Consider the following 12565-nt stretch of genomic DNA (forward strand, 5'->3'; position numbering starts at 1 on the left):
GCTGCACGGGCTGGCCCGCTTCCACGCGGAACGTGGTGCGCAGGACCTCGTGCCGGGCGATCAGCGCATCCAGGCTCTGGCGCAGCGCCCCTTCGTCCACCGCGCCGGTGAAGCGCAGCGGCAGCGGCATGTTGTAGAGCGTGGTGCCCGGCTCCAGCTGATCGATGAACCACAAGCGCTGCTGCGCGAACGACAGCGGCGGCGCCGACGTCCGGTCCGCCCGGACGAGCGGCGGTGTCTTGGCGCGAGCGGCATGGGCCAGCCGCGCGGCCAGCTCCGCCACCGTGGGCGCGCTGAACAGGTCTCCCAGCGGCAGCTCCACACCCAGCGTGGACCGGATGCGCGACACCACCTGCGTGGCCAGCAGCGAGTGGCCGCCCAGCTCGAAGAAGTTGTCGTGGCGGCCCACGGCGGGCACACGCAACAGCTCACCCCAGAGCGTGGCCAGGGTGATCTCCGTCGGCGTCTCGGGCGCCACGTAGGTGCGCGCGCTGAGCTGCGACGCCTCCGGCGCGGGCAGGGCCTTGCGGTCCACCTTGCCGTTGGGCGTCAGCGGCAGGGCGGGCAGGGCGACCAGCGCGGCGGGCACCATGTACTCCGGCAGGTGCTTGCGCAGGTGTTCGCGCAGGGGCGCGGCATCCACCTCCGGCGCGACGTAGGCCACGAGGCGCGCATCGCCGGCCACGTCCTCGCGCACCAGCGCCACCGCGTCCCGGACTCCCGGGTGCGAGCGCAGCGTGGCTTCGATTTCGCCCAGCTCGATGCGGAAGCCACGGACCTTCACCTGGAAGTCCAGGCGGCCCATGAACTCCAGCGTGCCGTCCTCGCGCCAGCGGGCCTTGTCACCCGTGCGGTACAGGCGTGCACCGGGCTCGGGGCTGAACGGGTCGGGGAGGAAGCGCTCCGCCGTGAGCGCCGGCCGGCCCAGGTAGCCGCGCGCGACGCCTTCACCGGAGAAGCACAGCTCGCCCGGCATGCCGAACGCCACCAGTCGCTGACGCTCGTCGAGGACGTAGGCGCGCAGGTTGTGGACGGGCCGGCCGATGACGGGGATCGTCTGGGCCGCGCCCTGGAGGGGGAACGTCGTGGCGTCGACGGTGCACTCCGTGGGGCCGTAGCCGTTGAAGGCACGCGTGCGCTTCGTCGCGGCGAGCTGCCGCCACATCACCTCGTCCAGCGCCTCACCACCGACCGACAACAGGGCCGGCACGCAGGCGCGCTCCAACAGGCCCGCGGCCAGCAGGAGCTTGAGCTGCGAAGGCGTGCAGTCCAGCGCGTCAATGCGCCGCTGCTCCAGCCACGGGAGCATCCGCTCCGGATCCAGGCGCACGTCCTCGGGGACGACCACCAGGCAGTGGCCGTCGAGCAGCTGGACGACCTGCTCGATGGACGCGTCGAAGTACAGCGGCGCGTTGACCGTGATGCGCTGGCCTCGCGGCAGGCCCGCGTAGATGCTCCGCGTCAGCGACCGGTGCAGGTTGAGCACCGAGCGGTGCTGCACCATCACGCCCTTGGGCGTGCCCGTGGAGCCGGACGTGTAGATGACGTACGCGAGGCTCTCCGGACGGGCCGAAGAAGGCAGGGCCTCCCCGGAGAGCGACGCCAGGTGCGCCTTCTCCTGTTCGGAGTCCAGCCGAACCACGTGCGCCACGTCGGGCTTCCACGCGTCCGCGATGGCGCGCGAGGTCAGCAGCACGCAAGCGCCACAGTCCTTCAGCAGGAACGACTTGCGCGCGGCCGGGGCCATCGGGTCGAGCGGCACGAACGCGCCGCCGGCCTTGAGGACGGCGAGCAGCGCGACGATGGCTTCAGCGGACCGCTCCAGGCACAGGCCCACCGTCACCTCCGGGCCCACGCCCAGCGACCGCAGGTGCCGGGCCAGCTGGTTGGCGCGGGTGTCGAGCTGACGGAAGGAGAGCGTCGTCTCCTCGAACACCACGGCGTCCGCGTCCGGCGTGCGAGCCACCTGCGCTTCGATGAGGCCGTGCAGCGTGGCGTCACGTTCGAACTCCAGGACGTCGCCGGACAGCTCACCCACCAGCCGCGCACGCTCCTCGGACGTGACGAGCGTCAGGTCGGACAGGCGGGCGTCGGTCTGGATCAGCGACGCCAGGGCCTGGGTCCAGTGGCCCAGCATGCGCTGGATGGCCCCGGGCTCGAAGCGGCGCGCTTCATACGCGAGGTTCAGCCGGAGCTGGTTGCCGCCCGGGATGGCGGAGGCGGAGAGCGCGTAGTGCGTGCTCTCGCCCGTGGTGAGGTCGCGCAGGTCCAGCGCGGTGGAGCGCTTCAGCACGCCTTCGTCGACGGGGAAGTTCTCGTAGACCAGCAGGGTGTTGAAGAGCGGCGTGCCTCGGGGGATGTGGCTCCACGACTGCACGGTGACCAGCGGCGTCTGCTGGTGCTTCTGGATGCCCAGCTGCTGCTCCTGGAGCTTCTGGAGCCAGGGCAACAGGGGCGCGTGCTCCTCGGGGAGCTGGACGCGGACCGGCAGCGTGGTGATGAGCAGGCCCAGCATGGCCTCCGAGCCCTCCAGCTCCGGAGGACGGCCGGCCAGCGTGGTGCCGAAGAGGACATCCTGCATGCCGGCGTAGCGCGCGAGCACCAGGGCCCAGGCGGCCTGCACCAGCGTGTTGAGCGTGAGCTGGTGCTGACGCGCGAATGCCTGGAGCGCCGCCGTGGTCTCCACCGACAGCGCCACTTCCAGGCTGCGCGGATCCGCGGCGCTGCCATCCGTCACCGCGGGGAGGGCGGCGGGCAGGGGCGTGGGAGTGCTGAGCCCGGCCAGGTAGCCGCGCCAGAAGGACTCGTCCGCGGCGGCATCGGTCTTCTGCAGCCACGCGATGTACTCGCGGTACGGAGGCCGCGTCGGCAGGGTGGGCGTCGTGCCGGTGCTGAAGGCGTCGTAGAGGGCGAAGACCTCCTGGAAGAACAGGCCGGAGCTCCAGCCGTCCAGCAGCAGGTGGTGGTGGCTCCAGATGAAGCGCCAGGTCGTGTCCGAGGCCCGCATGGCCGTCAGGCGCATCAGCGGCGCCCGGGCGAGGTCGAAGCCGCGCTCGCGATCCTCCACGAGCAGCCGCTCCAGCCGGGCCTTCTGCTCCTGCTCGGACAGATGACGCCAGTCGTGCTGTTCGAACGGCAGCGGCGCGTGCGCGTGCACCACCTGGAGGGGCGCGTCGAGGTCCTTCCACACGAAGCTGGTGCGCAGGATGGGGTTGCGGTCCACCACCGCCTGCCACGTCTTGCGGAACACGTCGATGTCCACGGCCGAGTGGATCGACCAGGAGCGCTGCTCGAAATAGAAGGCCGAGTCCGGCTCGTAGAGGGCGTGGAACAGCATGCCCTGCTGCAGCGGCGAGAGCGGGTAGAGGTCCTCCACGGAGGGCCCCTGCGACGCCAGCAGCGCGTTGAGTGACGCGGGCGCGAGGCGGGCCAGCGGGAAGTCGCCCGGTGACATCCGGCGCGCGTCCTCGGAGTGCCGTTGCGCGATGAGCGTGCGCAGGGACGCGAGGAAGTGCTGGGCCAGCGTCTCGATGGTGGACGCGTGGTGCAGGTGGTGGCTGTAGACGAAGTCCAGCTGCAGCCGTCCCTCGCGCACCAAGCTGTTGACGAGCAGCAGGTGAGGACGAAGCGCGTGCGCCACCACCGGACTGCCGACGGATTCATCGCTCAGGGTGAAGAGGGTGCTGGCGGCGGACGCGCCGTCGAGCTGGCCCAGGTAGTTGAAGGCCACCTGCGCCCGGGGGAAGGCCGCCATCCGCTCACGAATGTCCGGCGGGCCCATATACCGCAAGAGTCCGAAGCCGATGCCGTGGTGCGGCCACTTGCGCAACGAGTCGCGCACCGCGCGCAGGCTGTCACCGTACGAGCCACCCTCGGGCAGCTTCACCAGCGCGGGGGCCGTGGTCGTGAACCAGCCCACGGTGCGGGACACGTCCGCGTCCGCGAACAGCTCCTCGCGACCGTGGCCTTCCAGGTCGATGAGCGCGCGCGACTGGCCGGTCCACTCGCGCAGGGCCAGCGCCATCGCCGTCAGCAGCACGTCGTTGATCCGTGCGCGCCAGCCGGCCGGCGTCTCCTGGAGGAGCAGTCGGGTCTCGTCGGTCTCCAGCCGGACGGCCACCGAGCGGCTCGACTCGAAGGTGTTGGGGCCCGACGCGTCGACGGGCAGCGGGGCGATGTCCTGGCGGGCTTCGTCCAGCCAGAGCTGCGTCTGCACGCAGAGCGTGTCGGAGAGGGCGTGCACCTCCAGCTTGCGCGCCCAGGCCTGGAAGGACGTCGTCTTCGCGGGCAGCACGGGCGACCGGCCCGCGAGCCGTTGCTGGTACGCGGCCTCCAGGTCCTCGACGAGCACGCGCCACGAGACGGTGTCCACCAGCAGGTGGTGGACGACGAGCAGCAGGCGCTGGGCTTCGTCAGGCCCGAAGTGGAAGAGGGCGGCGTGCACCAGCGGCGGCCGGGCCAGGTCGAAGCTGGACTGGAGACGGAGGGCTTCGGCCTCCATGGCGCCCGGCCGGTCACCGGCGGGGAGCGACGACAGGTCCACCTGGAGGAGTGAGAGGGGGGCTTCGTCCGGGGCGGCGTTGCGCTGACGCCACGCGCCCGCGTGCTCCGCGTCCCGGCGGAAGCCCAGGCGCAGGGCGTCGTGATGGGCCAGCAGCAGCCGCAGGGCCTCTTCCAGGGGGCCGGCCTGCAGGGGCTGACGGGCCCGCAGCAGCAGCGGCTGGTTGAAGTGGTAGGCGTGCTCGGGGTCCCGCTCCAGCAGTTCCAGCTGGATGGGCGTGAGGGGCACCTCGCCCACCACGGGGCCCTGTTCCGCCAGGCTGACCGTGCTCTCCCGGGCCACGACCGCCAGCGCGCCCAGCGTCGGGTGCTGGAAGAGATCGCGCACGGAGAGCTGCACGCCGACCTGACGCGCCCGCGCGACCACCTGGAGGCTGATGATGGAGTCGCCGCCCAGTTCGAAGAAGTTATCCTCGACGCCCATGCGTTCGACGCGCAGCACCTGGGCCAGGACCGTGGCCAGCCGCTGCTCCATCTGCGTGCGCGGCGCCACGTACTCGCGCTTCGTGATGCGCAGTCCTTCGGGGGCCGGCAGCGCCTTGCGGTCCACCTTCCCGTTCGCCGTCAGGGGCAGGGCCGCCAGCGGCACGAAGACCGACGGAAGCATGTATTCCGGCAGCCGCTGCGCCAGGAACGCGCGCAGCACGGTCGGCTCGACGTCCTGGTGCAGGACCCCGTACGCCACCAGCCGCTTGTCGCCGGGCACGTCCTCACGCACCACGGCCACGGCCTCACGCACGTCCGCGTGAGCCCGCAGGGCGGCTTCCACTTCGGCCAGCTCGATGCGGTAGCCACGCACCTTGACCTGGTGGTCCGCGCGGCCCAGGAACTCCATCACCCCGTCGGGCCTCCAGCGCGCCAGGTCGCCGGTGCGGTAGAGGCGCTCACCGGCGGTGGCGCAGAAGGGGTTCGGGACGAAGCGCTCGGCGGTCAGGTCCGGACGAGACAGGTAGCCGCGCGCCAGGCCCTCACCGCCGATGAACAGCTCGCCCGGGATGCCTGGGGGCACCGGCTGACCGTTGGCGTCCAGCACGAAGAGCTGCGTGTCCGCAATGGGCCGGCCAATGGGGATGGTGTTCCCCACCTGGGCCGCGTCCGTCATCCGGTGCGTGGAGGCGAAGAGGGTGGTCTCCGTCGGGCCGTAGCAGGCCGTGACGGGGATGCCCAGCTCCTGGACCACGCGGCGCACGTGCGGCGCGGAGACGACATCGCCGCCCGTGAGCATCTGCCGCACGCCCTTGAGCGCTTCGGCCCTGAGGTCCACCACCTGGGCGAAGAGGCCCGCGGTCAGGTGCAGCGTGGTGACGCGGTGGTGCTGGAGGACATGCGCCAGCAGGTCCAGGTCCGTGGGCGGAACCGGCGGGAAGACGACGAGCCGGCCGCCGAAGAGCAGCGGTCCCCAGACCTCCAGCGTGGAGGCGTCGAACGAGATGGGCGCGATGAGCAGGAACGTCTCATCCGGGCCCAGCTTCGCGTAGGGCGCGTTGTGCAGCAGCCGCAGCACGCCCCGGTGCTCCACCGCCACGCCCTTGGGGCGGCCGGTGCTGCCGGACGTGAAGTCCACGTACGCCAGGTGGCGCGGCTGCGTGGCCGTCACGGGACGGGACGTGGGCTGCTCCTCCAGACGCAGCTCTTCCACCAGGAGACAGGGGACCTCCTGGGCGACGGGCAGGGTGGAGCGCAGCGCCCGCGAGGTGATGAGCACCTGGGGAGGTGCGTCCTCCAGCATCGCGGCCAGGCGCTGCGCCGGGTACGAGGCATCCAGGGGCACGTAGGCGCCGCCCGCCTTGAGGATGGCGAGCAGGGAGACGATCAGCTCGACGGAGCGCTCCAGGCAGAGCGCGACGAGGGAGTCCGGCCCCACGCCATGCTTGCGCAGCACGTGGGCGAGCTGGTTGGCCCGCGCATCGAGCTGCGCGTAGCTCAGCCGCTGCTCCGCGAACTCCAGCGCGATGGCGTCCGGGCGCAGGTCGGCCTGCTGCTCGAAGAGGTCGTGGATGCGGACGTCCGGGTAGCCACTGGCCGTGGTGTTCCACTCCACCAGCACCTGCTGACGCTCGGCCGGTGAGAGCAGGGACACCTCCGCCAGCCGGGCCGCGGGCGCGGTCAGCGACACCAGCGCCTGGGTCCAGTGGCCCAGCACTCGCTTAATCGCCTCCAGCGAGAAGCGGTGTGAGTCGTACGCCAGGTGCATCTGGGTCCGGTGGCCCGGCATGACGGACGCCGTGAGGGCGTAGTGGCTGCTCTCCCCGGACTGGAGGTCGCGGATGTCGAGCGCCGTGGAGCGCTTCAACAGGGACTCATCGAGGGGGAAGTTCTCGAACACGAGCAGCGAGTTGAAGAGCGGCGAGCCTCGCGGCATGTCGCTCCAGCCCATCGCGGTGACCAGCGGCGTGTGCTGGTGCTGCTGGATGCCCAGCTGCTGCGCCTGGAGCGACTGGAGCCACGGCAGGACGGGGGCGTGCTCCTCGGGCAGCCGGATGCGGACCGGCAGCGTGGTGATGAGCAGCCCCAGCATGGCGTCCGAGCCCTCCAGCTCCGGAGGACGGCCCGCCAGGGTGGTGCCGAAGAGGACGTCCTGCGTGCCGGCGTAGCGCGCGAGCACCAGGGCCCAGGCGGCCTGCACCAGCGTGTTGAGCGTCAACTGGTGCTGACGCACGAACGCCTGGAGCGCCGTGGTGGTCTCCGGCGGCAGGAAGTGCCAGTGGCTGCGCAGGTGCGTGGACTCGCCGGGCTGCGCGGCCGTGGCCGGCTGTTCGGCGGGCAGCGGCGTGGGGGCGGTGAGCCCGGCGAGCTGGCCACGCCAGAAGGCTTCGTCCGCGGCGGCGTCGGTCTTCTGCAGCCACGCGATGTAGTCGCGGAACGGAGGCCGCGTGGACGGAGGCGGCGTCCTGCCCGCATGGAAGGCGTCGTAGAGGGCGAAGACCTCCTGGAAGAACAAGCCGGAGCTCCAGCCGTCCAGCAACAGGTGGTGGTGGCTCCAGATGAAGCGCCAGTGCTGATCCGCCAGTCGCACGCCCAGCATGCGCATCAGCGGGGCCCGCGACACGTCGAAGCCGCGCGTGCGCTCGGCCTCCTTAAGCTGCGTCAGCCGGACCTGCTGCTCCTCCGGGGACAGGTGACGCAGGTCCTGCTGCTCGAACGGCAGCGGCGCGTGCGCGTGCACCACCTGGAGGGGCGCGTCGAGGTCCTTCCACACGAAGCTGGTGCGCAGGATGGGGTTGCGGTCCACCACCGCCTGCCACGTCTTGCGGAACACGTCGATGTCCACGGCCGAGTGGATCGACCAGGAGCGCTGCTCGAAATAGAAGGCCGAGTCCGGCTCGTAGAGGGCGTGGAACAGCATGCCCTGCTGCAGCGGCGAGAGCGGGTAGAGGTCCTCCACGGAGGGCCCCTGCGACGCCAGCAGCGCGTTGAGTGACGCGGGCGCGAGGCGGGCCAGCGGGAAGTCGCCCGGTGACATCCGGCGCGAGTCCTCCGAGTGCCGCTGCGCGATGAGCGTGCGCAGGGACGCGAGGAAGCGCTGCGCCAGCGTCTCGATGGTGGAGGCGTGGTGCAGGTGGTGGCTGTAGCCGAAGCCCATCCGCAGCTGTCCTCCCTGCACCGAGCCGGTGACGAGCAGCACGTGCGGACGCAGGGACTCGGGGGCCACCGACGTGCCGATGGACTCATCGCTCAGGGAGAAGAGGGTGCTGGCGGCGGACGCGCCGTCGAGCTGGCCCAGGTAGTTGAAGGACACCTGCGCCTGGGGGAAGGCGGCCATCCGCTCGCGGAGCTCGCGAGGCCCCATGAAGCGCAAGAGCCCGTAGCCGATGCCGTGGTCGCTCCACTGGCTCAGCGAGTCGCGCACCGCGCGCAGGCTGTCGCCGTGGGTGCCGCTCGTGGGCAGTCGCAGCAGCGCGGGCGTCACGGACGTGAACCAGCCCACGGTGCGGGACACATCCGCGTCCGCGAACAGCTCCTCGCGGCCATGGCCTTCCAGGTCGACGAGCGCGCGTGACTGTCCGGTCCACTCGCGCAGGGCCAGGGCCAGCGCCGTCAACAGCACGTCGTTGATCTGCGCGCGCCAGCCGGCCGGCGTCTCCTGGAGGAGCAGCCGGGTCTCTTCCGCGTCCAGGTCGACGAAGAGGGAGCGCTGCGACTCATGGGTGTTGGGGCCCGACGCGTCGACGGGCAGCGGGGCGATGTCCTGGCGGGCTTCATCCAGCCAGAGCGCCGTCTGCGCATGCAGGGCGTCGGAGAGGGCGTGGTTGCCCAGCCGACGCGCCCAGGACAGGAAGGACGTCGTCTTGCCGGGAAGCACGGGGGGACGCTTCGCGAGCAACTGGAGGTACGCGGCCTCCAGGTCCTCGACGAGCACGCGCCAGGAGACCGCGTCCACCAGCAGGTGATGGATGACGATCAACAGACGCTGATCCTCCTGCGGCCCGAAGTGGAAGAGGGCGGCGCGCACCAGCGGCGGCCGGGCCAGGTCGAAGCCGGCCTGGAGGCGGTTCGCCTGCTCCTCCATGACGCCGGGACGGGCCTCCGGCGGAAGCGCGGACAGGTCCACCTGGAGCAGTTGGAACGGCGCGTCCTCGGGCGAGTCGTTGCGCTGGCGCCAGGACGCGCCCTCGCGGGTGAAGCGCAGGCGCAGGGCGTCGTGGTGCGAGATGAGCAACCGGAGCGCCTGCTCCAGGTACGCCGCCTGGAGGGGCTGACGGGCCCGCAGCAGCAGCGGCTGGTTGGCGTGGTGGGCGTGTTCGGGGTCCCGCTCCAGCAGCTCCAGCTGGATGGGCGTGAGGGGCACCTCGCCCACCACGGGGCCCTGCTCCGCGAGGCTGCCCGCGCTGACCCGGGCCTTGGTGGCCAGGGCCCCCAGCGTGGGGTGCTGGAAGATGTCGCGCACGGAGAGCTGCACGCCGGCCTGGCGGGCGCGCGCGATGACCTGGAGGCTGATGATGGAGTCGCCGCCCAGCTCGAAGAAGTTGTCGTCCACGCCCACGCGCTCGACGCGCAGCACCTGGGCCCAGACCGCGGCCAGCCGCTGCTCCATCTCCGTGCGCGGCGCGACGTACTCGCGCTTCGTGGTGCGCAGGCCCTCCGGGGCTGGCAGCGCCTTGCGGTCCACCTTCGCGTTCGCCGTCAACGGCAGGGCCGTGAGGGGCACGAACGCCGACGGCAGCATGTACTCCGGCAGCCGCTGCAGCAGGAACTTGCGCAACTCCACCGGGTCCAGGTCCAGCTCCTCGCTCGCGACGAAGTAGGCGACGAGCCGCTTGTCGCCGGGGACGTCCTCGCGCACCACGGCCACGGCCTCGCGCACGTCCGCATGGGCGCGCAGGGCGGCCTCCACTTCGGCCAGCTCGATGCGGTAGCCGCGCACCTTGACCTGGTGGTCCGCGCGGCCCAGGAACTCCATCACCCCGTCCGGCTTCCAGCGTGCCAGGTCACCGGTGCGGTAGAGGCGTTCGCCCGGCGTGGTCGCGAAGGGGTTCGGAACGAAGCGCTCGGCGGTCAGGTCCGGACGCGACAGGTAGCCGCGCGCCAGGCCCTCACCGCCGATGAACAGCTCACCGGGGACCCCGGCCGGCACCGGCTGCCCATGGGCATCCAGCACGAAGAGCTGGGTGTCCGCGATGGGCCGGCCAATGGGGATGCTCTTCCCCACCTGGGCGGCGTTCGTCATCCGGTGCGTGGAGGCGAAGAGCGTAGTCTCCGTCGGGCCGTAGCAGGCGGTGACGGGGATGCCCAGCTCCTGCACCACGCGGCGCACGTGCGGCGCGGAGACGACATCGCCGCCCGTGAGCATCTGCCGCACGCCCTTGAGCGCTTCGGCCTTGAGGTCCACCACCTGGGCGAAGAGGCCCGCCGTCAGGTGCAGCGTGGTGATGCGGTGGTGCTGGAGGACATGGGCCAGCAGGTCCAGGTCCGACGGGGACCGGGGCGGGAAGACGACGAGCCGGCCGCCGAAGAGCAGCGGTCCCCAGACCTCCAGCGTGGAGGCGTCGAACGAGATGGGCGCGATGAGCAGGAAGGTCTCATCCGGGCCCAGCTTCGCGTACGGCGCGTTGTGCAACAGCCGCAGCACGCCCCGGTGCTCCACCGCCACGCCCTTGGGGCGGCCGGTGCTGCCGGACGTGAAGTCCACGTACGCCAGGTGGCGCGAATGCGTGCCCGCGTGCACCGGCGACGTGGGGTGTTCCTCCAGACGCAGCTCCTCCACGAAGAGGGAGGGCAGGGCGTCATCCACGGGCAGGCCCGCGCGGCCCGCGCGCGTGGTGAGCAGCAGCCTGGGCGGTGCGTCCTCCAGCATCGCGGCCAGACGCTGCGCCGGGTACGAGGCATCCAGCGGCAGGTAGGCACCACCGGCCTTGAGGATGGCGAGCAGGGCGACGATCAGCTCGACGGAGCGCTCCAGGCACACCGCGACCAGGACGTCCGGGCCCACGCCCTGCTTTCGCAGCAGGTGCGCCCACTGGTTGGTGCGCGCGTCCAGCTCCGCGTACGTCAGCCGCGTGTCCCCGAACTCCAGGGCGATGGCGTCCGGGCGCTTCGCGGCCTGCGCCACGAAGAGGTCCTGGATGCACGCCTCGCGCGGGTACTCGCCCCGGGTGGCGTTCCAGTCGACGAGGATCTGCTGACGCTCGGCCGGGTTCAGCAGCGGCAGGTGCGCGAGCGGGACGTCCGGGGCCGCGACGGCCTCGCGGGCGATGCCGATGAGGTGCTCCGCCATCCGCACGATGGTGGCTTCGTCGTAGAGCGCGGTGGAGTACTCGAAGCGGCAGGACAGGCCGGTGCGGTGCTCCCAGACCTCCAGGCCCAGGTCGAACTTGGCCGCGTCCATGGGCACTTCCACCGGGCTCAGCTCCAGCGACGGCAGCTGGGCCTTGGCCTCCGGCGTGTTCAGCACGTTGATGATGGCCTGGAACAGCGGCGTGCGGCTCAGGTCGCGTGGCAGCGCGAGCGTGTCGAGGATCTTCTCGAACGGCGCGTCCTGGCGCGCGTAGGCCTCCAGCGCCTGGGTGCGCACGCGGACCAGCAGCTCGTTGAACGACGGCGAGCCGTCCAGCTTCGAGCGGAAGGCGAGCGTGTTGAGGAAGCAGCCCAGCAGGCCTTCCACCTCGGGACGGGTGCGGCCGGCGATGGGCGTGCCCACCACGAAGTCAGCCTGACCCGAGTAGCGCGACAGCAGCGTCTGGAAGAGCGCCAGCATCACCATGAACGACGTGGCGCCCTGCCGGCGGCTGAGCGCCAGCAGCGGTTCGGCCACGTCGGCCGGGAACTGGAAGCGGTACACCGCGCCCGCGAAGGACTGCACGGCCGGACGCGGCCGGTCCGTGGGCATCTCCAGCGCGGGCGCGCCCATCAGGCGCTGCTTCCACCAGGAGACCTGCTCCTCCAGCACGCCGCCTTCCAGCCAGTCGCGCTGCCACACCGCATAGTCCGCGTATTGGATCGGCAGCGGAGGCAGCGGCGATTCCATGCCCGCGCTGCTCGTCGCGTAGAGCACCGTCAGCTCGCGCGCGAGCACCATGGTGCACCACGCGTCGGACACCGAGTGGTGCAGCACCATCGCCAGCACGTGCACCTTCGGCTCCACGCGCAACAGCGTGGCGCGGAGCACGACCTTCTCCAGGTCGAAGGGGAGCAGGGCGTGTTCCTGGCACAGGCGGATCAGCTCCGCCTGACGGGCCTCGGGCGTGTCGCCGGGCACGTCCACCATCGGCAGGGGCAGCCCCCGAGCGGGGTGGATGACCTGCACCGCGGAATCCCCCGCGAGCGAGTACGTGGTGCGCAGCACTTCGTGCCGGGCCACCAGCGCGTTCAGCGCGGACTGGAGCGCGTTGATGTCCAGATCGCCCGAGAGGCGGAACGTGGTCGCGTTGTTGTACGCGCCGCTCGAAGGATCCAACTGCTGGAGGTACCAGAGGCGCTGCTGCGCGAAGGACAGCGGCAGCGGCTGATTCCGGGGCACCCGCGGGATGGGCGGCGGCCCGCTGGGGGCGGCCGCCCATCCCGCGGG

General features: G+C 71.5%; 1 protein-coding gene (only partly in view). It reads right to left on the bottom strand.

Translation table 11 applies throughout. The annotated features are described in order from the left end of the window. Positions 1 to 12565, bottom strand: part of the annotated coding region (locus D7X12_RS14710; RefSeq protein ID WP_147443659.1) for a non-ribosomal peptide synthase/polyketide synthase (this coding region is incomplete at its 5' end). The annotated region extends 19622 nt beyond the left edge of the window; 12565 of its 32187 annotated nt are in view.

It is taken from the genome of Corallococcus sicarius (assembly GCF_003611735.1).
GTDB classification, from domain to species: Bacteria; Myxococcota; Myxococcia; order Myxococcales; family Myxococcaceae; genus Corallococcus; species Corallococcus sicarius.